Genomic DNA, 20327 nt, shown 5'->3' on the forward strand with positions numbered 1-20327 from the left:
TAGATCGTGGTACATGGGGCATTGGTTATTCACCAATGACAAATGACTAATGACAAATGACAATTAAATATTTCGTTACAATCGGCATGTGCGTTAGGCATTCAAGAGTTATCAGCCATGAAATTGATTTCCGATCCACCGATTCCTGTGAAAATCCAAAAGATGAAGGAACGGGTGCGGTGGATGCATCCAAGTTTTGTGCAACGGGGAATTGACCAAACCAGCATAGTTATTGACGATCGCAGGCAGGATAGTCCAGAATTTTCCTTTATGGTTATCGGTGATTCCGGCACCAAATCCCATTCTCGACATCACCCCCAACGAAGAGTTGCCGAACTGATGCTTCCTCACCGCGATGATTGCAGTTTTGTGTTGCACACAGGCGATGTAATCTATGTGGTAGGTTCTCAAGAATATTATTCAACAAACTTTATTGAGCCTTACCGGGAATTTCTTGTAGGTGGCGACAACCCGAAAAGCATTCCTTATGACGATATGGTGTTTAATCTGCCGTTTTTGCCAGTACTTGGTAATCATGATTACTACGATGTGCCGTTAATGTACCGTTTATTTACTGGCACAACATCGTCACTACGTCGCCTATTCCGGTACAAAGATATCGAGATTGGCTGGCATGGATCGTATCAAGGTAATGCCTATGCACGAGCATTTATGGACTACACCCAGGCGATCGCTTCGCCACAAGAGTTAGAACATCATTTAGATCGGCACTACACTGCTAAGACCGACACAGGGCGTTGTTTGCGTTATGAGCCTGGAAAGTTTACCCGCTTACCCAATCGCTATTACACCTTTCGTTACGGTGGTATTGACTTTTTCGCACTGGATTCTAATACCTTTAATACACCATCACCTTTGCCTGCAACTCAAGAAGGGGAGATTTACCGCCGAGAATTGCAAAAGCGTCGCCATGAGATAGATCGAGAAGAATTGCAGATTTTGAAAATATGCGATCGCCTCAACCCAGATAAACCCACCGAAGCGGAACAACTCGATGACCTGAGTGCCAAATTAGACCAAATTAATGAGATCAAAATCGACATTGAAAAACAATTGGCATCTCAGAAAATGCCTGCGATCGATTTTGAACAACTTGAATGGTTGCGAAGCAGACTAATTGAATCTTGGAATACTTCTGAGGTACGCGGACGTGTCATCTTTTTCCACCATCCCCCTTATGTCACAGAGGCTACAAAGTGGAATCAGGCACAAACCTTGGCGGTTCGCCACCGTTTGCGCTGGGTCTTTGAACAAGTTGCACAAACTCTTGGTTCTCTAATTAAAGAACGTCCCATAGTCGATTTGATTTTAAACGGTCACGCTCACTGTCTGGAGCATCTTTGCACAACTGATACCGGATTTGCTGACTCCCACATTAACTACATTATCTCTGGTGGTAGTGGTCATCGTCCCCGTTATCAACGGCGAGGGGGAACTGAATTGGTGGAGACTTTTGCTGAGATTGCAGGTAAACCCACTCGCAAAGTTGCAGATTCAATGCTTTTTGTGGGTCGTCATGACTACAACTTTCAGAACCGACTGCCTTACTCATGCGTGCGGATTGATGTTCTGGATGGTCGCCCGCCCAAGTTTATCATTAGACCGCTGATTACTGAACGGGTTAAAGAAGAGTGGTATAACAGTAAACTTGAACCTTTTGTGATTTAAAGGGGATGCGATGCCTACGGCGGTAAACTACGCGCTTTAATCACTTGAAAATCAAATCCAAACGTTGTTGAGTTGCTTTGAGTGATTCTGCTGGCAAACTTTTACCCGACAAATAGATTTAATCGCCCGACCTACATTGTCATAAATCCGATTGTAATCAGTAAATATCGGACGCGATCGCCCATATTTAGCTTGGCCTAAAAATACCTTTATCTGTGCTATCTTATTCACAAAATCCTGATTTTCTTTTTCGCTTGGCATAACGAGGAGGCGAAAAAAATCGTGCATGATGTTGATTAAAATGATTGGTCAATTCTCGTAATTTCCTCACTACAATTTTGCGATTCTAATCTAGCCTTGCATAATTATCTAAAGTTATGGTTATTGCCAGCGAATATATTCTAATCTTGAATAGAGTTTTGATAATTTCAGATTATGGCAGGACACAGTAAATGGGCAAATATTAAACGCCAAAAAGCGGTAGTAGATGCAAAAAAGGGAAAAACCTTCACTCAGTTATCCAGAGCGATTATCGTTGCGGCTAGAAGTGGTGTACCAGATCCGGCGCTGAATTTTCAACTTCGCACGGCAATTGACAAGGCAAAGGCAGCGAGTATCCCCAATGATAATATTGAACGAGCGATCGCTAAAGGTGCAGGCTCTTTTGGCGGGGATAGTGCTACCTTTGAAGCAATTCGCTATGAAGGTTACGGTCCTGGTGGTGTAGCGATTTTAATCGAAGCCCTCACAGATAATCGCAATCGCACTGCTGCTGACTTGCGTGTAGCTTTTAGCAAAAATGGTGGCAATCTTGGTGAAACAGGTTGCGTTAGCTGGATGTTTGACCAAAAAGGCGTTTGTGTAGTGCAGGGTGTGGTTGACGAAGAACAGCTTTTAGAAGCATCCCTCGAAGGCGGTGCTGAGTCTTATGAGATGACTGAAGATGAAATGGCTGAGGTATTTACTGACATTGCAAATTTAGAAAACCTTAGCCAAACACTCAAAGATCGAGGCGTTAAGGTAACTGATGCTGAATTGCGCTGGATTCCCAGTAATAGTGTAGAAGTTACTGATCCGGATCAGGCGCGATCGCTTTTCAAGTTAATTGATACTCTAGAAGGTTTGGATGATGTGCAAAATGTCACTGCTAACTTTGAAGTAGCAGAAGAATTGATGGAACTCAGCATTTCTTAATCAAAATTCACACAGCCATCATAGCCAAATAGCAGTTATTTAGATGATGTCCAAAATGTGACATTTAACTTTGAAATGCCACCAATTCTGATGACAGCAAGGATTTTTTAGCTAAGTATTCCTTGTAAGCCCTATGTTTTACGGTTGTAAAAATAGACATAAAAGATTCATATTAATTACAAACTTATGACATATCCCTATTGGATAGTTAGATTGTCGATTACCGGATGAGGATTTTCAAGTGAATAAGTTTGCTCAAGCTTGACTTTTGGCTTTAATTTTTGCTGCGCCTGTAACTGTTTTTGCATCTGAAGCTCAAGCTAATATTATCCATGTAGCTAGTATAAAAGGTGCTAAAGTTCATCACAAGACACATCACAAAAATCATAAGCATCATGCTAAAAACCTAGCTCATAAAATTCATAGATAGTTACTATTACTCGTAAAAGTTTCTGGTAATTCTGTAATCAAGTTTAGTGTTGGTTTCTCTGAAAAAAATAATTGTATTATTTAACCCCGCTGAAATCCCTACCAATCAGCGGTTTTTTTTATTAGCTTCCTCATGAGGGTGCGATCGTGTAAAAAGATTTTGATCTCAAATCAAAACAAAAAAATAGTTCTACATACCTTTTATGCCAAATAGTGTTCAAGTGCTATGAAAGGAACTTTTTGTAGACCTTTCACTTGAATTAATGAGCATAAAGAAAGTCAGTAGAACCAAAAAACCCTGTTACAAACCGTCGTTAATTCTCAATATTTAACTGTTTACGCTTCCGGGTGGAAACAATACCAAATGCACCCATTGCTAAAAGACCAAGAACAGAAGCAGGTTCAGGAACTGTTTGGAAACCTTCTGGTGGTTTCTCTGCAAAGTAAACTTCATCTAAAAAGTTTCCTATTGAGGGATTACCACCAGCAGCAGCTACTGAGTCAAACTGCCAGCGTGTTGTACCACCAGTCGCAACAGTTGTACCCTGATACTCTACCCAAGCTGTGTTACCAGTGTTGTATATTTGGCTGAAGAGAGTTGAATTAGTCGTAAGGTCAATAATAGACAAACGCATCGTATCTACACCTTGACGACCTCGATGGAAAAATCGCCAAAACATAGTTGTACCAGATGTAGTCTCTACATCTTGATATAAGCTAGATACCTGATTAGCATTAAGTTCAGCATATTGGTCTGTGCCTAATGCTCCAGCATGGAACAATCTAGGAGTTTGAATTTCAATTTTATTATCTGTAGCTGTAGTCTCCCACCCAGGAACAAGAGATTCGTCGATTGATGCCCATGACAGGTTACTAGGAACAATCGGCTGCTCAAAACCGCCATTAATTAAGCCTGTAGCGTCAGCTTCTTGGGCATTTCCAACAATACCCAAGGACAGAGCCACGGATCCAATAGTTACCACAGCTAATTTGCTAATGTTTTTCATGTTCACCGATGTATAAGCGTTTCCAGACCTCTCAAATATAAGTTCAGTACTCAATGTTTTGGTTAAGACACCGTAAAATAGCGGTCAAAATCTATAAAGTTAGCATTTAATTTAACAACAAAATCCAATTAAATCTACGTAAAAATACTTATATTGCTTTTGGATGCTTGCTGGCAAGGCGACTCAGATCGTTATATATCCATATATCTGGCATAAAAAATCTATTTAACTTTCGTAACCTTTCCTCAAAGTCAGCAGCGAGGTTTTTCGATGTTTACCCTTAGTTTTAGCAACAGGAGTTGTTTTAGTAACTTATCGTAAGTCATACATATATCTGGCGAACAGCCTGTTCATTCGCTGCGAAGTTCCATCTGAAAATTGAACAATGCTCGATGGAAAATGATCTTTCATCAGGGCACTCTAGTTAGAGAATCATAGGCGTGCTCAAAATTATTTTGAGTCAAAATTTTGCATAGAAAAGGCTCAAGCATTGCTGCCTGAGCCTTTTCTAGATTCAATTAAGTTTCTTTCGTCTATTGAGCTTAGTAGCGGTTACGATTGTAGCCGCCGCCGCCACCGCCACGGTTACCACCACCAAAGGAACCACCACCTCTGTCTTCTCTAGGCTTGGCTTTATTTACTTTGAGGTCACGACCAAGCCACTCAGCACCATCAAGAGCTTCAATGGCTTTTGCTTCTTCATCTTCTGAACTCATTTCCACGAAAGCAAAGCCGCGTAAACGACCTGTTTCACGGTCAGTGGGTAGTTGAACACGCTTTACAGCACCATATTCTGCAAACACAGCACTCAGCGCATCTTGTGTAACATCATAGGAGAGGTTACCTACGTAAATTGACATTAAATGTCTCCAAAATCATAAGTTTGTAGAGATTTAGATTTCGGAGAGAAGTCTGTAATACCAAAAGGGAAAAGCCTGTCAATACTAAAAACAAACACTGTCGCCGAATTAATTCTCATTTCACTTCCCATGATTACATGGCAACTAACTTTCTGGGGGAAAGTTTGAAAAACTGTTATAAAAAGTTATATTAGTAGTTGCTCGACTAATGAGCATTTAAATTGCATAAAACCAGGGCTGGAGTTTAGCTAAATGCTGGCTAGTACCAAAATGGGTGAGGTTGTAGCTAGCTGGACTCACCCGATAAACTAACTTTCGATTCTCGTTTCTAAATATTGACCAATCATCAACTGCTTACCAGCACGAGAAATAATGGTTTGTCTGGTGCGGTATTTGCTGCCAATTAGCTTTAACTCTTCCTCAAACACTGAACCGTTGTACTCAGTTCGCAAACACAGTGTTTTAGGGTTGGAGAAATAATACTGGGCGGTGACTGGTTTGGATATGGCAAAACCGCGATCGCGATACAATGTGTTTCCCACAGCCCCAAATAATGTTGAACCTTGTGACTGTTTCCTTGCCTTCAGCACATCCGAACTTTCCCATGTAACTGCTGCACCACAGATCAAACTACCTGTATTAGGCAAATCATGCATCTGAGCTAGCTTTTGTAATTCATCACAGCCCTGTTTGAGAAAATTTATCGTAACTATACTCTCCATTTCCTTAGTTTCTCCTTCAGGTAGGGTGTAGTAGCGCCTTTGCGATCGCCACTTACCTACTGATTCCTGGAAAAATTCTGAAATCTGGGATTCGTCAGCGGTTTGTGCAATTTTTAGCAATGATGTCACTCGTAACTTTCCTCACCTAATATTTAGTGGCTGTAATATATATCGCCCTTTTCTTTGCTGTCTATGCAATTGCTTGATAGAAATATTACAGCGTCAAAAAAAGCAATTTATCTTTACCATTCTTAATATATTGGATCAAACGTAAAAATTACCAGGCATTTTGCTATGGTTAGTTCTGGCTATGTAAACCTAAGTATAGTTATTTGATACTGCCCATTTTAGAAGTAAGAGCGTAAAAGTTCCATATCTTCAGCAAAAGCAACTTTTCTACTAAGGGCAGATTGCAAGAAATTTAAAAATATTTATACTAAGTTAAGAATTGCATCGAAAGCAAAAAAGCTGCCGATTTAATGTAATGAGTTAAAGTGGTGAGAATTTTTCATAATAAAAAGTAATTTTTGATACAAAATTCTGCAAGAAGATAGCTAATTGACTCTCGCCGCTTTCCATTAATCATAATGTTTCAAAATTACTTGGTAATGCACGGCTGTTTAACCCCAAAAGCTCCCCAAATAAGAGAAAAATAAATGATTTTGGACAGAAATAAGCCGCACAAGCAGGCGAAAATCTCACCTTTGGCAGCCGCTAACCAGGTAATTAATACCCAGTTAGATTCAGTTGTGAAGACTGATGTGGCTGTTGCAAATGCAAAGAGTAGTTCTGACACAAAGGCGTCTTCCCCTTTTGCATCAATATTATTGATTCCCTGTTTGCTGGGGATAGGACTGCTGACAGCGAATTGTGGAGCGCTGCCCAAGGAATCGGCTGATGCACAATCTCAGAGTCCTGGTAGTGGACAACGTGGTGGCGGTACAACGGCTGTAGATGTGGCAATCGCTCGAACTGACTTGCTGCAAAAACCACCCGAATATACAGGTAATACAACGCCCTTTCGGATTGTATCACTGCGATCGCAGGTGGAAGCACGGTTATTGGCTTTGAACTTAGATGTGGGTGATACAGTAAAGCTTGGGCAAAACGTCGGGCAGTTAGATGATGCCATACTTTTGACCGAATTAAAGCAAGCAGAAGCAGAACTAGCAGCCCTCAAATCAGAAGTAGCTAGGGCAAGCAATCAGGTAAGCAATGCTCGTGCAGATGTTGAACGGGCGCGGCTAGAAGTGGTACAAGCTCAGGCAGACTCAGGGCGTCAACAGAATCTATTCAAAGCTGGAGCGATCGCTGAACAAACTGCCCAACGAGCACGTACTGAAGCGAAAACAGCTGCCCAGGCACTGCGGGCAGCTCAAGAGCAAGTCCGTACAGAACAGCAAGCCGTCGCCGCTGCCCAAGGTAGAGTACTTGCCCAACAGGCATTGGTTGCCCAAACCAAAGAGCGCAGGTCTTACGCTCGGCTCACATCCCCCATCACTGGCGTAGTCACGGAAAAGGTGACAGAACCTGGCAATCTTCTGCAAGCAGGTAGCGAAGTCTTAAAAATTGGCGACTTTAACCGTGTCAAAGTCGTTGTGCAGGTTTCCGAATTAGAACTGGCACAAATTCAGGTTGGACAGTCTGTACAAGTGCGCTTAGATGCCTTCCCCAACGAAACATTAATTGGCAGAGTTACGCGCATTTCTCCAGCTGCCGATGCCACAGCTCGCTTAATACCTATAGAGGTAGTGATTCCCAACACTCAAGGCAAGATTGGCAGCGGACTACTGGCACGAGTTAATTTTGAAAACCAGACGCAACAACGAGTTGTAGTGCCGCAAACAGCTATTCAGAAACAAGCAGGCAGCAAGAACTCCAAGAGTACAGGGGAGACGCAAACAAATGTACAGCAGGACTCTTCCCTACCTAACACATCTGGTGTAGCACAGGCAAAGTCACAAGTCCGAAGTGGAACAATATTTGTCGTCAAAGACACAGAAGGCAAAACCAAGGTAACAGCACGAGCCGTAATGTTGGGAAAAAGGGCTGATGGGAGAGTGGAAATTTTATCCGGTTTGCAAGCGGGAGAACGCTATGTTGTTCGTAGTGGTAAGCCGTTAAAAGAAGGTGACACTGTAAGTCTTTCAATTCTTTCAGAAAAGCAATAGTAGGGTGAGCAATACCACCACACAAATGAAAAAGTACTCAGTAGTCAGCACTTAGCACTTATCACTTAGGATCATGCAACAGACAAATAATAATAGTGGCAATAGCGGATTTAGCCTTAGTGCGATCGCTATCCGCCAACACATTGGCACACTCATGCTTACCGTGGCAGTAATTGTCATTGGGGTATTTTTTCTCACAACTATCCAAGTCGATCTCCTACCGTCAATAACTTATCCACGAATTGGGGTTCGGCTAGAAGCCCCTGGTATTTCACCAGAAGTAGCAGTAGATGAAATCACCAGACCCTTAGAAGAAGCTTTATCGGCAACCGAGAATGTAGTGCAAGTTTTTTCCCGCACCCGTGAAGGACAGGTAAGCCTCGATTTATACTTCCAACCAGGGGGCGATATTGACCAAGCCCTAAACGATGCTACTGCTGCTTTTAACCGAGGTCGAGGACAACTGCCAGATACGATAGAGGAGCCGCGCTTATTTAAAGTCGATCCTTCCCAATTGCCAGTTTATGAATTGGCACTGACATCCCCTTCTTTAGAAGGTAAAGATTTACGCGTATTTGCTGATGAGGAGTTAACGCGTGAACTCAGTGTAGTGCCAGGAGTCGCCTCAGTTGATGTATCTGGCGGTGCAGAAGAAGAAGTACGGGTGCTTGTTGACTTAAACCGATTGCAAGCTTTGGGTGTAGGGTTAAATGATGTTTTAGATGAATTAACAGCCCGTAACCAAGATACTTCTGGTGGCCGGATTCTGGGGCAAAATTCTGAGCCATTGACTCGGACTGTAGGACGCTTCCAAAATGCTAGAGAAATTGAAAACCTTTCCTTGGAAGTTTCCTCCTCTTCTCCTGCTTCCTCTGTCTCCCCTGCCTCCCCTACTTCCCCTGCACCTTCCCGCCGCGTCTACTTGCGAGACTTTGCTGAGGTGATTGACGATACAGAAGACCAGCGAGTATTTGTTTACCTCAACCGTCAGCCTGCGGTGAAATTTTCAATTCAAAAGCAGCCTGAGGCCAACACAATCACAGTTGTAGATGCTGTTAAGCGGCGAATTGAACAATTACGGCAATCGGGTTTAATTCCAGCAGACATGACTTTGAGTCCCACCACAGATGAATCTGTCTTCATCCGCAATTCTTTAAATGATGTCATCTTTTCGGGGATTTCTGGAGCATTGCTAGCAGCGGCAGCAGTGTTGTTATTTTTGGGATCGTTCAGGCAAACATTGATTATCAGTTTGACGATTCCGCTGTGTACTCTGGCAGCGATCGCTTTGATGAAAATCTTTGGCTTGACTTTGAATGTTTTTAGTTTGGCAGGTCTAACATTAGGAGTCGGTCAAGCAATTGACACATCGGTTGTGATCTTAGAGAACATTTCCGAAAAAACAGGCATGACTCCTAATCAAAAAGAGATGGAAGCAGAGGGGCAGAGGAGAAATTCAAAATTCTTTATTGACAGTGCCATTAATGCTTCCCAAGAAGTAGAATCTGCTTTAGTTGCTGCTACAGGTGCCAACTTAGTTTCTGTAGTGCCATTCCTTTTAATTGGCGGCTTTATTGCACTGCTATTTAATGAACTGATTCTGACAATTAGCTTCGCAGTAGCAGCATCCCTTGTCGTCGCCATCACAGTAGTGCCGATGCTGTCTTCTCGACTCTTGGGAATCCGCTGGTCTAGTCGAATCAGCGAATTTTGGCTGCTTAGACAATTTAATCACCGATTTGAAGATGCTACGCGGGGATACGGTAACTTCTTAACCAAGGTTTTACGGTATCGATTGTTTGTAGTAACTGCTGCTTTGGTAATTTTAGGCGGCAGTAGCTTCTTTATGTTTGGTCAAATTCCCCAAGAAATTTTACCCCGCATCAGTACTGGTCAAGCTAACTTAAGAGCGCAGTTTCCTCCCGGTACACCTTTAGCAACTTCTGAAAAAGTTATGCAAATTGTCGATGACATTTTGCTCAAACAACCAGAAACCGAGTCTGCTTTTACAACTGTGGGTGGTTCTTTGTTTGGTAGCAATACTACAGAAAATCCTTTACGTGCCAGTAGCACCATCAATCTAAAACCAGGCACAGATGTCGAAGCCTTCGTCAAAAAAGTAACTCAGGAATTTAACAAACTCAACTTAGCAGGAATTCTGCTGCGCCTCAATCCTGGCCAGGTGCGGGGTTTAATTTTGAGTAATTCTCCAGTGCAAGGGTCAGAAGTTGACGTGATTCTGCAAGGTGAGAATGAAGAAAACTTAACCCAAGCAGGCGCACAAGTGCTGCAAGCATTGCAAGAAAGGGCAAAATTAGCGACATTCCGCCCAGATGCCGACCCCCGGCAACCGGAAATACAAATTCGCCCCGACTGGGAAAGGGTTTCGGCTTTAGGGTTGAGCGCTCAACAAATTGGTGCAACAGTTCAAACAGCAATTGAAGGTTCAGTTCCCACGCAAATTCAACGCGGTAATCGTTTAGTTGATGTGCGGGTACAACTAAATAAAGAAGCGATTCAGCGTCCTTCCCAGCTAGAGCAATTACCGCTATTTACAGAAAACAATCAACTAATCCGGCTTTCAGATGTTGCGAATATTCAAGAAGGTCAAGCGCCTGGTGAAGTGCAACGGATTAATCAGCGCCAAGCTTTTATTGTGGCAGGAAACCTCAGCGAAGGAGCTAGTCTTGGTGAAGCGATCGCAGAAGTCAACGAGGTACTCCAAGACATAGACTTACCTGAGAGCGTTTCAATTGTGCCTAGTTCTGCCCAAGAAACGAATCAGCAACTTCAGGATGCTTTAAAAACTTTGGGGGCGTTGGCAACGTTCTTAATCTTTGTAGTTATGGCGGTACAATACAATTCGCTAATTGACCCATTGGTAATTATGTTCACCGTACCACTGGCGTTAGCTGGGGGACTTTTTGGGCTTTACATTACCCAAACTGCAATTGGCGCAACTGTAATTGTTGGTGTCGTGCTGCTGGTGGGAATTGTAGTGAACGCAGGGATTCTCATGGTGGAACTAGCGAACCAAATTCGGGATGAAGTTGGTTGTACTCGCCAAATTGCCATCATGAAAGCTGCTCCTCAACGTTTGCGCCCAATTATGATGACTACAGTCACCACTATCTTAGGACTGTTTCCTTTAGCATTGGGCATTGGCGAAGGTTCTGAATTTTTACAGCCTTTAGGGATTGTAGTTTTCTTTGGGATGGCGATCGCTACAATGCTGACATTATTTATCATCCCCTGTTTTTATATTCTGCTGCACGATTTGCTAGGTGGAAATTGGGCGAAGCCAGTGTTAATCTGGTTGCGTGGATTTACCAAAAAACTTATCAACTAATGAGCATTTAAGTTGCACATAGCGCTTCTGATTTGATTGCAATTCTGACATAGTCGCAATTTTACCGATAATTGCCAAGACTTAGAGAGTGAGGAGTTATGAATTTTAACTCCTCACTTTTATTAAGTGTTAGCTAGCTAACAGAGTTTTTTCTAGAGAAGTCCAACGGAAAGCGCGATCGCCACCTCTCTCAATAACTACTCTTACTCGTGGTTCTAGCTGAGGCAAATCCGTTAAATACTCAAGTTCCTCATTGGAAAGAATATGCCCTTCAATAATCCACAAAACCAGCCCCTTAGACTTTGGTGGTAGCTGTTCTAGATGATAATTGAGAATTGGTGGCAAATAGTACACATGACCTACTGCGGCACCGCTACCAGTGCTTTTTTTACCAAGATGAGGAGGTCGGACTCCATGAATTCTTGTGAGATACGCAGCTACGTCACCCAGTCCTCTAGCGGTAATGTGGAGGGTAGTATAGCCAGCTGCGCGTAGTCGGCGCTGATATCGACCTTCATAACCCCCTTCCAGAGGTACATATACTCCAAGAGCGCCAAATTTTTCCAGATCGCGGATTAAACCGTTGCCAGTGGTAATTAGTGCCATAGATTTTCGTCTTATCCCACTTAGATATCTCTATTATTTACCCTGAACCAATAGATTAAAAGCATTTTCTTTGGGCATGGAGCATTGGGAACAGGCAGCAGACGGGAAAGAGGTAATTTTTTTTATTCTCACCCTTACGCCCTCTCCCCCAATCGCCACTCCGTGGGGTCCCCCGGCTCCCCTGCTTCTTCCCCACTCCCCAAAAATAGCTCTATAAATTACTGGACAAACATAAATAAATAATTTATATTATTAGATTGTGACCAAAAACGCAAATTAGACTCCTTTGTTACTGTCATTCTGAGGTAGTGTTAGCATCAAAAGCTGATAACTCAATCTAATTTGGATAATCTAACTCAGATTGATCGTAGACTGGTAAACTAAGAAAGCTTTCAGGTCAACATTGGAGCTTATGGATGAAGAATCAAAGCCAATCCAAAGCTCCAGAGTCCATTTACTCCTGTGCCTCTGAAAAAGCAGGCAAAATCTTAAACAATAGTTTAAGGTGTTTAGGGAAGTAAAAACTGAGCAGCAATGTTGGTTTGATGGCATTACGTCAGTCTCAGTTAACGGATACTGGGCGGTAATAACCGCTTAAGTCCAACTGCAACACGGCAGTAGCCAATCTCCGGGAAGTCGCCCTTCGGGTGTGTATAAATCGGAAAACCCGCCGACAGCGCTGCCTCCAGAAAGTGCCAGAGCAATTGCTTGGACGAAAGCATTGCTGCACACAGCTTCAAGCTGTAGCGCCTTGCATTGATTCCAGAAGTTACTCCTTCCCAATGGGAAGGGACTTGTGGCTGTTCTGGTGATCTAGTGAGTGAAGCTAAACAGATTCACCAAGCAGTACGGACACGGTTTGTTGTGTCCCAAAGCATTTGGAGCGGTTTATTTAAGCCATTCCAAATTTCGCAGGCTAACCCAGCCTAAACTGATGCGTACAAAGCGTGTCCTCTAGAGTCCAATTCCAAGGTCAGCAAGTAGAAAGGAGAACCAGTTACTGTGTCTGTAGGTATTCTCGGCACCAAGCTGGGCATGACCCAAATATTTGACGAAGCAGGAGTAGCTATTCCTGTAACTGTCATTCAAGCAGGGCCATGCACCGTTACACAAGTTAAAACGAAACAAACCGACGGTTACTTTGCCATTCAAGTTGGTTTTGGCGAGGTTAAACCAAAGGCACTGAACAGACCACTATTGGGTCATTTGGCTAAATCATCTGCCCCTGCATTGCGTCACCTAAATGAATATCACACCGATAGTTCTGGTGATTATGCTTTAGGTCAACAGATTAAAGCAGATATTTTTAGTGCAGGTCAAATTGTCGATGTAGTCGGCACAAGCATCGGTCGCGGCTTCGCGGGGAACCAGAAGCGCAACAACTTTGGTCGTGGGCCCATGTCACACGGTTCTAAAAACCACAGAGCGCCGGGTTCTATTGGTGCTGGTACAACACCAGGTCGTGTCTATCCAGGTAAGCGGATGGCAGGGCGTCTAGGTGGCAAACGTATCACAATCCGCAAACTGACCATAGTGCGAGTTGATGCAGAACGCAACTTATTGCTAATTAAGGGAGCAATTCCTGGTAAACCGGGCGCTCTAGTAAGTATTGTGCCTGCAAAAGTAGTGGGATAGTCAAAAGTCATTAGTCAAACGTCATTAGTCATTAGTCATTGGCTAAAGACAAATGGCATAAAGACAAATGACAAATGACCAATGACAAAGGACAAATAATAAAGATGGTTGAAAGCGTAGTTAAAAATTGGCAAGGAGAACAGGTCGGCGAGACGACCTTCGAGTTGCGCGTTGCCAAGGAAGAAACAGCGTCTCATATTGTGCATCGCGCCTTAGTACGGCAATTGACCAATGCTCGTCAAGGAAATGCCAGTACAAAAACTCGTTCAGAAGTTAGAGGTGGTGGCCGTAAACCTTGGAGACAAAAAGGTACTGGTCGCGCTCGTGCAGGGTCTATTCGTTCACCACTGTGGCGTGGTGGTGGTGTGATCTTTGGGCCAAAGCCTAGAGACTTCAACCTCAAGTTGAACCGCAAAGAGCGACGTTTAGCACTGCGGACAGCATTTGTCAGCCGCATTGACGACTTGATAGTAGTAGAAGAATTTAGCACCGAGCTATCTCGTCCGAAAACTAAAGAATTAGTGGCAGCGCTTGCCCGTTGGGGAGTAGTACCAGAAAGCAAGTCACTGTTAATTTTGTCTGAGATTGCGGATACAGATAACATTTATTTGTCAGCCCGCAACATTGAAAATTTAAAACTAATTGCAGCCGACCAGCTAAATGTTTTTGATTTACTGCACGCTGACAAAATTGTAGTTACGGCATCAGCCCTAGAGAAAATTCAGGAGGTCTACAGTGCCTAGCTTTGACCCCCGTGACCTTGCCGACTTAGTCCGTCGCCCAATCGTCACCGAGAAAGCGACCATCCTAATGGAGCAGAATAAGTACACCTTTGAAGTAATTCCAAAGGCATCTAAGCCAGAAATCAAGGCTGCGATCGAAGACTTGTTTCAGGTCAAGGTTGTAAAAGTCAATACCACCCTACCACCGCGTAAAAAGCGGCGCGTTGGTAAATTTATTGGTTATAAGCCCCAATATAAGCGAGCTATTGTTACCGTCGCACCTGGGGATGAAGACAAGATTAGACAAGTCCTATTCCCAGAAGTCTAGGAGTTTTAGATTTTAGATTTTAGATTGAGGAGTTTACTCAATAATTACCAAAAATGGTCGCAATTAGTTAAACACTCATTAAATCCAAAATCCAAAATCCAAAATTAAGTAAATCCAAAATCCAAAATCCAAAATCCAAAATAGATTATGGGTACTCGTTCTTATCGCCCTTATACCCCCAGCACTCGCCAAGTTACAATCTCTGACTTTGCGGAAATTACAAAAACTGAGCCAGAGAAATCTCTAACGACCTCAAAGCATCGCGCCAAAGGTCGGAATAATCACGGACGAATTACTAGTCGTCGCCGGGGTGGCGGACACAAACAACTTTACCGGATCATCGATTTTAAAAGGGATAAACACAATATTCCTGCCAAAGTCGCAGCAATTGAATACGATCCTAACCGCAATGCCCGAATTGCCCTTTTGTATTATCAAGATGGCGAAAAACGGTATATCCTCCATCCAAACGGGTTGAAAGTCGGAACAATAATTATTTCTGGGCCCGAGTCTCCCTTTGAAGATGGTAATGCTTTACCTCTCTCGAAGATTCCCTTGGGTACTGGTGTTCACAACGTAGAACTGACCCCTGGTAAAGGTGGTCAAATCGTGCGTGCTGCTGGTGCTAGTGCTCAAGTTGTGGCAAAAGAAGGTAATTATGTCACTCTCAAGCTGCCTTCAGGAGAAGTCCGCTTGATTCGACGCGAGTGCTACGCCACCATTGGGCAAGTAGGCAACACCGATGCTAGAAACCTGAGTGCAGGTAAAGCAGGACGAAATCGCTGGAAAGGTCGCCGTCCTAAGGTTAGAGGTAGCGTCATGAACCCAGTGGATCACCCACATGGTGGTGGTGAGGGTAGGGCACCTATCGGTAGATCAGGACCTGTTACACCTTGGGGTAAACCCACATTGGGCGCGAAGACACGCAATCGTAAGAAACTTAGCAGCAAATTGATTATCCGTCGTCGCCGTAAGTCTTCCAAACGCGGTCGCGGTGGTCGTGAATCATAGAATTTTAGATTTTGGATTTTAGATTGGGGTCTACTTGTGAACATTGAAAATTTGTGAAACTTGAAAAGACATCTAAATTATCCAAAATCCGAAATTCTAAATCCTAAATCCTAAATCCAAAATTGAACTATGGGTCGTTCTCTAAAAAAAGGTCCTTTCGTTGCGGATCATCTCTTAAAGAAAATTGAAAAGCTCAACGACAACAACAGAAAAGAAGTTATTAAAACTTGGTCAAGAGCTTCGACAATTTTGCCCCTAATGGTAGGTCATACCATAGCTGTTCACAACGGACGCCAACACGTTCCAGTTTTTGTAAATGAACAAATGGTGGGACACAAGTTGGGTGAATTTGCCCCGACACGTACCTACAGGGGTCATGGAAAAAGTGACAAAAAAGCAGGTAGGTAGTCATTAGTCATGAAGTCATTAGTCATTAGCTAAAGACAAGTGACAAATGACAAATGACAAATGACAAAATTGGAGAAAACTATGGCTAATGATACTACTGAAGTAAAAGCGATCGCTCGTTTTATCCGCATCTCGGCCTACAAAGTGCGACGGGTACTCGATCAAATCCGGGGGCGATCGTACCGAGAAGCGTTAATCATCCTGGAATTCATGCCCTATCGCGCCACTGAACCCATATTGAAGGTTCTTAGAAGCGCTGCCGCCAATGCTGAACACAACGCTGGGTTAGATCGGACTCAACTAGTGATTACTCAGGCATACGCCGATCAAGGGCCATCGCTGAAACGGTTCCAACCAAGAGCGCAAGGTCGAGCTTACCAAATTCGCAAGCCGACGTGTCATATTACTGTGGCTGTTGCAGCCGCCCCAGAAAAATAAGCACGTTTACACGAATAAATTGCGTAAAGTAAGAAATTTTAGAGGAAGCATTCGTGGGACAAAAGATTCATCCAGTTGGTTTTCGCCTGGGTATTACACATGAACATCAATCCCGTTGGTTTGCTGTTCCTGATCGCTATCCAGAACTTCTACAAGAAGATCACAAACTCCGTCAATACATAGAACAAAAGCTGGGTAGACTTGCTCAAAACAACGCCGGGATTTCTGAGGTACGGATTGAGCGCAAAGCCGACCAAATCGACTTAGAAGTACGCACAGCTAGACCAGGCGTAGTAGTGGGACGTGGTGGGCAAGGCATCGAATCTTTGCGTACCGGACTCCAAGGACTGTTGGGTAGTAATCGCCAAATTCGCATTAACGTAGTTGAAGTCCAACGAGTTGATGCTGATGCCTACCTAATTGCCGAATACATTGCTCAACAATTGGAACGTCGGGTTTCCTTTCGGCGGGTAGTGCGGCAATCGATTCAACGTGCCCAACGCGCTGGTGTCCAAGGTATTAAAATCCAAGTTAGCGGTCGCCTCAACGGTGCAGAAATTGCCCGGACAGAGTGGACTCGTGAAGGTAGAGTACCTTTACATACCTTACGGGCTGACATTGACTACTCTTATTGCACCGCAAAAACTGTTTACGGCATTTTGGGTATCAAAGTATGGGTGTTTAAGGGAGAAATTATTCCTGGACAGGAAGAAACACCCCTACCACCAGCAAGCCGCGATCGCGATCGTGATCCCCGCGATCGCGATCGTGAACCCCGTCGCCGTCAACAACAACGTCGTCGCCAGCAATTTGAAGACCGCTCAAATGAAGGGTAAATGGGGACTGGGGACTGGAGACTGGGGACTGGGTAAGAATTACAGTCAATCCCCAATCCCTCATCCCCAATCCCTAATCCCCAGTACCTAGTACCCAGTAGCCAATCATGTTAAGCCCTAGAAGAACTAAATTCCGCAAACAACAGCGCGGACGGATGGAGGGACTAGCCACCCGCGGTAGCACCCTCAACTTCGGTGATTTTGCACTCCAAGCACAAGAACCTGCTTGGATTACCTCCCGGCAAATCGAGGCTTCTCGGCGGGCAATGACCCGTTATATTCGTCGGGGTGGACAAATCTGGATTCGGATTTTCCCTGATAAACCTGTAACCATGCGTCCTGCTGAAACCCGGATGGGTTCAGGTAAAGGTTCGCCAGAATTTTGGGTAGCTGTAGTCAAGCCAGGGCGAATTTTGTTTGAAATCGGTGGGGTTTCTGAAGAAATCGCCCGTGAAGCTATGCGTTTGGCTTCATTTAAACTGCCCATAAAAACTAAGTTTATTGTGCGCTCTCAACCACAGGAGCAGGAGTAGCTTATGCCTCTTCCCAAGATTTCAGAAGCAAGAGAATTAAGTGACGAGAAACTTTCTGAAGAAATTGTCGCTATCAAAAGACAGCTATTTCAGTTGCGCTTGCAAAAAGCTACAAGACAATTAGAAAAGCCCCACCAGTTCAGACAGACCCGACACCGCCTAGCCCAATTGCTGACACTAGAGACAGAACGCAAACGGGCAGCAAGTCAATCGGCTAAAGAAGAAAAGTAGGAGATTATGGCAGTTAAAGAACGAGTTGGCTTGGTAGTGAGCGATAAAATGCAAAAAACTGTGGTAGTCGCCATAGAAAACCGCGCTCCTCACCCCAAGTACGGCAAGATTGTGGTTAACACCCAACGATATAAAGTTCACGACGAAGAAAATAAGTGTAAAGTAGGCGATCGCGTTCGCATTCAGGAAACTAGACCCCTGAGTAAAACCAAACGCTGGAAAATCACAGAAGTCCTGAACGTCAAGCCTACTTAAACCTCATCGTTGTTAGAAACTAACAACATTACAAGGGAGAATAATTGTGATTCAACCCCAGACTTACCTGAATGTTGCAGATAATAGCGGTGCCCGTAAATTAATGTGCATCCGCATCTTGGGCGGAGGCAACCGCCGTTATGGTTTTATCGGCGATAAGATTATCGCTGTTGTCAAAGATGCTACACCCAACATGGCTGTAAAAAAGTCTGATGTTGTGGAAGCAGTAATAGTCCGTACTCGTAAAGCTGTATCTCGTGACAGCGGCATGAGCATTCGATTTGATGATAACGCCGCTGTGATCATCAACAAAGACGGTAATCCCAGAGGCACACGGGTTTTTGGCCCAGTGGCACGGGAACTGCGCGATAAAAACTTTACCAAAATCGTTTCTCTGGCTCCGGAGGTGCTTTAATGGCAACCAAACAGGGTACGCCCAAAGTATTCCACAAAATGCACGTCAAAACTGGCGACACCGTACAAGTGATTGCTGGCAAAGACAAAGGAAAAGTTGGTGAGATTATTCAGGCGCTTCCCCAACTGAGTAAAGTCATCGTCAAAGGTGTCAACATTAAAACTAAGCACGTCAAACCCCAGCAAGAAGGGGAATCAGGGCGGATTATTACCCAAGAATTCCCGATTCATAGCTCCAACGTGATGCTTTATTCCACCAAGCAAAACGTTGCTAGTCGTGTTTGTTATACCTTTACCTCAGAAGGCAAAAAAGTCAGGAAACTCAAGAAAACTGGCGAGATTCTGGATAAATAAGAATTAGCCAACTTGAAATTTTAGATTTTAAATTTAATCCAAAATCCAAAATCTAAAATCCAAAATTAAAGGTTCCCTGACCAAGCCCAGGGATATCAGGACAAAAAAACTATGGCGACAACAAGACTCAAAACCTTATATCAAGAGACAATCGTTCCCAAGCTGATCAATCAGTTTCAATATACCAACGTTCATCAAGTACCGAAGTTGGTAAAGGTTACTATTAACCGAGGTTTGGGTGAAGCAGCTCAAAATGCGAAGTCGCTAGAGGCATCCATCAACGAGATTGCCTTAGTAACAGGTCAAAAACCAGTGGTGACACGGGCGAAAAAGGCGATCGCTGGCTTTAAGATTCGTCAAGGGATGCCTGTGGGGATCATGGTTACTCTCAGAGCCGAACGGATGTATGCCTTTTTCGATCGACTAGTTAGCCTGTCACTACCCAGAATCCGAGATTTTCGCGGCGTTAGCCCTAAAAGCTTTGACGGACGCGGTAACTACACTTTGGGTGTCAGAGAACAGCTAATTTTCCCAGAAGTCGAATACGACAGCATCGATCAAGTGCGTGGGATGGATATTTCTATCATCACCACAGCAAAAAACGACGAAGAGGGACGCGCCTTACTTAAAGAATTAGGAATGCCCTTTCGCGATCAATAAGTTCATCTATAGAGGGAACGATGGCGGCTAACGACACAATTGCAGATATGCTGACGCGCATCCGCAATGCCAACCTGGCGCGGCATCAAACTACACAAGTGCCAGCTACAAAAATGACCCGGAGTATTGCCAAAGTACTACGGGAGGAAGGCTTTATTGCTGAAATCGAAGAAGCAGAAGAAGGGGTAAAACACAACCTAGTGATTTCCCTGAAATATAAGGGTAAAAACCGTCAGCCTCTGATCACCGCTTTAAAGCGAGTGAGTAAGCCTGGCTTGCGTGTTTACTCCAATAGAAAAGAATTACCAAGAGTACTAGGCGGCATTGGCATTGCCATTATTTCTACATCCAGTGGAATTATGACTGACCGTGAAGCGCGTCGTCAGAACTTGGGTGGCGAAGTGCTTTGTTACGTTTGGTAGTCATTGGTCATTAGTCATTTGTCATTAGTGAAAGACAAAGGACAAAGGACAAA

Annotated in this window: 23 protein-coding genes and 1 pseudogene; 19 read left to right on the plus strand and 5 right to left on the minus strand. The window is 43.9% G+C overall.

Features of this window, described 5'->3' with window-relative positions; genetic code table 11:
* The first annotated feature begins 117 nt into the window (after nt 1–117).
* Entirely contained in the window at nt 118–1689 is a 1572-nt protein-coding gene (locus tag RM347_RS18630) for a metallophosphoesterase family protein (protein WP_322717793.1), read from the plus strand.
* 40 nt (nt 1690–1729) lie between these two features.
* Here the strand turns inward: RM347_RS18630 and RM347_RS18635 are convergent.
* A pseudogene (locus RM347_RS18635) lies at nt 1730–1929 on the minus strand (ABC transporter substrate-binding protein); the annotation flags it as partial.
* Nucleotides 1930–2124: 195 nt separating this feature from the next.
* On the opposite strand from RM347_RS18635, the gene RM347_RS18640 reads away from it, so the two are divergent.
* Together RM347_RS18640 and RM347_RS18645 are read left to right on the plus strand one after the other, a co-directional pair.
* The gene (locus tag RM347_RS18640; RefSeq protein ID WP_322717794.1) at nt 2125–2883 is read left to right on the plus strand and encodes a YebC/PmpR family DNA-binding transcriptional regulator; all 759 of its coding nucleotides are present in this window, start codon (nt 2125–2127) and stop codon (nt 2881–2883) included.
* A gap of 268 nt (nt 2884–3151) precedes the next feature.
* Complete coding sequence (locus RM347_RS18645) at nt 3152–3313, plus strand: hypothetical protein (RefSeq protein WP_428850576.1); 162 nt, start codon at nt 3152–3154, stop codon at nt 3311–3313.
* 313 nt (nt 3314–3626) lie between these two features.
* Here RM347_RS18645 and RM347_RS18650 read toward each other — a convergent pair whose 3' ends face one another.
* From RM347_RS18650 to RM347_RS18660, 3 genes are all read right to left on the minus strand, one after another.
* A complete protein-coding gene (locus RM347_RS18650) occupies nt 3627–4295 on the minus strand; it encodes a PEP-CTERM sorting domain-containing protein (protein WP_322717795.1) in 669 nt (222 codons plus the stop codon).
* 566 nt (nt 4296–4861) lie between these two features.
* Nucleotides 4862–5179 carry an RNA recognition motif domain-containing protein gene (locus RM347_RS18655; protein ID WP_322717796.1) on the minus strand — a complete coding sequence of 106 codons (318 nt, stop codon included), beginning with the start codon at nt 5177–5179 and terminating at the stop codon, nt 4862–4864.
* Nucleotides 5180–5487: 308 nt separating this feature from the next.
* Nucleotides 5488–6030: a phycobiliprotein lyase gene (locus tag RM347_RS18660; protein WP_322717797.1), complete on the minus strand. Its 543-nt coding sequence runs from the start codon at nt 6028–6030 to the stop codon at nt 5488–5490.
* Between the two features lie 527 nt (nt 6031–6557).
* Here RM347_RS18660 and RM347_RS18665 point away from each other — a divergent pair.
* On the plus strand, nt 6558–8072 hold the full coding sequence (locus RM347_RS18665) for an efflux RND transporter periplasmic adaptor subunit (protein WP_322717798.1): 1515 nt from the start codon (nt 6558–6560) through the stop codon (nt 8070–8072).
* Between the two features lie 73 nt (nt 8073–8145).
* Entirely contained in the window at nt 8146–11421 is a 3276-nt protein-coding gene (locus tag RM347_RS18670) for an efflux RND transporter permease subunit (RefSeq protein ID WP_322717799.1), read from the plus strand.
* A 129-nt stretch (nt 11422–11550) separates the two neighbouring features.
* Here RM347_RS18670 and RM347_RS18675 read toward each other — a convergent pair whose 3' ends face one another.
* On the minus strand, nt 11551–12027 hold the full coding sequence (locus tag RM347_RS18675; RefSeq protein ID WP_322717800.1) for an NAD(P)H-quinone oxidoreductase subunit N: 477 nt from the start codon (nt 12025–12027) through the stop codon (nt 11551–11553).
* Between the two features lie 1002 nt (nt 12028–13029).
* Here RM347_RS18675 and rplC point away from each other — a divergent pair.
* The 14 genes from rplC (at nt 13030) to rpsH (ending at nt 20274) form a co-directional block, all read left to right on the plus strand.
* On the plus strand, nt 13030–13662 hold the full coding sequence (gene rplC, locus RM347_RS18680; protein ID WP_322717802.1) for a 50S ribosomal protein L3: 633 nt from the start codon (nt 13030–13032) through the stop codon (nt 13660–13662).
* 104 nt (nt 13663–13766) lie between these two features.
* Nucleotides 13767–14405 carry a 50S ribosomal protein L4 gene (rplD, locus tag RM347_RS18685; protein WP_322717860.1) on the plus strand — a complete coding sequence of 213 codons (639 nt, stop codon included), beginning with the start codon at nt 13767–13769 and terminating at the stop codon, nt 14403–14405.
* The gene (locus tag RM347_RS18690) at nt 14398–14712 is read left to right on the plus strand and encodes a 50S ribosomal protein L23 (RefSeq protein ID WP_069070779.1); all 315 of its coding nucleotides are present in this window, start codon (nt 14398–14400) and stop codon (nt 14710–14712) included. Before rplD ends, RM347_RS18690 begins: the two co-directional genes overlap by 8 nt.
* Nucleotides 14713–14859: 147 nt before the next feature.
* Nucleotides 14860–15723: a 50S ribosomal protein L2 gene (gene rplB, locus RM347_RS18695; RefSeq protein WP_322717803.1), complete on the plus strand. Its 864-nt coding sequence runs from the start codon at nt 14860–14862 to the stop codon at nt 15721–15723.
* Nucleotides 15724–15852: 129 nt separating this feature from the next.
* The gene (gene rpsS / locus RM347_RS18700; RefSeq protein ID WP_012410721.1) at nt 15853–16131 is read left to right on the plus strand and encodes a 30S ribosomal protein S19; all 279 of its coding nucleotides are present in this window, start codon (nt 15853–15855) and stop codon (nt 16129–16131) included.
* An 81-nt stretch (nt 16132–16212) separates the two neighbouring features.
* Nucleotides 16213–16569 carry a 50S ribosomal protein L22 gene (gene rplV / locus RM347_RS18705; RefSeq protein WP_322717804.1) on the plus strand — a complete coding sequence of 119 codons (357 nt, stop codon included), beginning with the start codon at nt 16213–16215 and terminating at the stop codon, nt 16567–16569.
* A 53-nt stretch (nt 16570–16622) separates the two neighbouring features.
* A complete protein-coding gene (rpsC, locus tag RM347_RS18710; protein WP_322717805.1) occupies nt 16623–17405 on the plus strand; it encodes a 30S ribosomal protein S3 in 783 nt (260 codons plus the stop codon).
* A 107-nt stretch (nt 17406–17512) separates the two neighbouring features.
* The gene (rplP, locus tag RM347_RS18715) at nt 17513–17938 is read left to right on the plus strand and encodes a 50S ribosomal protein L16 (protein WP_273765839.1); all 426 of its coding nucleotides are present in this window, start codon (nt 17513–17515) and stop codon (nt 17936–17938) included.
* 3 nt (nt 17939–17941) lie between these two features.
* Entirely contained in the window at nt 17942–18169 is a 228-nt protein-coding gene (gene rpmC, locus RM347_RS18720) for a 50S ribosomal protein L29 (protein ID WP_322717806.1), read from the plus strand.
* A gap of 6 nt (nt 18170–18175) precedes the next feature.
* Nucleotides 18176–18424, plus strand: a complete 249-nt coding sequence (rpsQ, locus tag RM347_RS18725) for a 30S ribosomal protein S17 (RefSeq protein ID WP_100901244.1) — start codon at nt 18176–18178, stop codon at nt 18422–18424.
* A gap of 46 nt (nt 18425–18470) precedes the next feature.
* Nucleotides 18471–18839, plus strand: a complete 369-nt coding sequence (gene rplN, locus RM347_RS18730; RefSeq protein ID WP_069070772.1) for a 50S ribosomal protein L14 — start codon at nt 18471–18473, stop codon at nt 18837–18839.
* Nucleotides 18839–19192 (plus strand): 50S ribosomal protein L24, encoded by a 354-nt coding sequence (rplX, locus tag RM347_RS18735; protein WP_118167584.1) that lies wholly within the window; start codon nt 18839–18841, stop codon nt 19190–19192. Before rplN ends, rplX begins: the two co-directional genes overlap by 1 nt.
* A gap of 111 nt (nt 19193–19303) precedes the next feature.
* Complete coding sequence (rplE, locus tag RM347_RS18740; protein ID WP_100901246.1) at nt 19304–19852, plus strand: 50S ribosomal protein L5; 549 nt, start codon at nt 19304–19306, stop codon at nt 19850–19852.
* Between the two features lie 20 nt (nt 19853–19872).
* Entirely contained in the window at nt 19873–20274 is a 402-nt protein-coding gene (gene rpsH, locus RM347_RS18745; protein ID WP_012410712.1) for a 30S ribosomal protein S8, read from the plus strand.
* Nucleotides 20275–20327: the final 53 nt, after the last annotated feature.

It is taken from the genome of Nostoc sp. ChiQUE02 (assembly GCF_034531305.2).
Lineage (GTDB): Bacteria > Cyanobacteriota > Cyanobacteriia > Cyanobacteriales > Nostocaceae > Nostoc.